The organism is Roseateles sp. P5_B10, from assembly GCF_056400485.1.
In genome coordinates this window covers 1-542 of sequence record NZ_JBFULE010001707.1, presented here as the reverse complement: position 1 = coordinate 542, position 542 = coordinate 1, and the positions used below count along the sequence as shown (strand labels likewise).

1 protein-coding gene is annotated in these 542 nt (G+C 62.4%); it reads right to left on the bottom strand.

The annotated features are described in order from the left end of the window. Positions 1-438 (bottom strand): PAS domain-containing protein (locus AC1DU6_RS35460; protein WP_477863283.1); only part of this gene is annotated, 438 nt, incomplete at its 3' end. Positions 439-542 lie beyond the last annotated feature (104 nt).

Sequence of the window (542 nt, the reverse complement as noted above, 5' to 3'; positions counted from 1 at the left end):
GAGTTCAAACAGCGTTGTCAGGACGGCCTCCGGCATTGGAGAGGCCGAGGTCGTTGTCGAGACGAAGACGGCCGCACATGCCGGACGGAAGGCGGCGCGCGCCGTACCATCAATCAAGGGCAAGACATAGGCGACAGCGGGAGGTTGTCCTGCCGCCGATACCGGCAGGCCAATTCCTTTGGCGCCGAGCGAGAGGTCCGACGCAGCGCTTGCGATTGCCTGCAACAAGGCATCACCCATCAATGCGTTCTGTGCCTGAATGGTTCGCCCCTGACGCAGGATCGGACCATCCGTTGCAAACATACGTTCGGCACTTGCATTGGCATGGAGCACCGATCCGGCCGCGTCGGTCAGCACGACGGGCACTGCGAGGTTCTCGAGGGATTCGCGAAACAGATGCGCCGTCACGCGCACGTCATCGAGCAGGTCGCTGATCATCGCAGCTCTGCGTAAATGCGGAGACAGCAAGGTCAGAAATCGTTGATCCTCGGCAGACACGGCCGCCCTGTCCGCCCAGGTGGTGCAGCCGAGCAGACCGATGC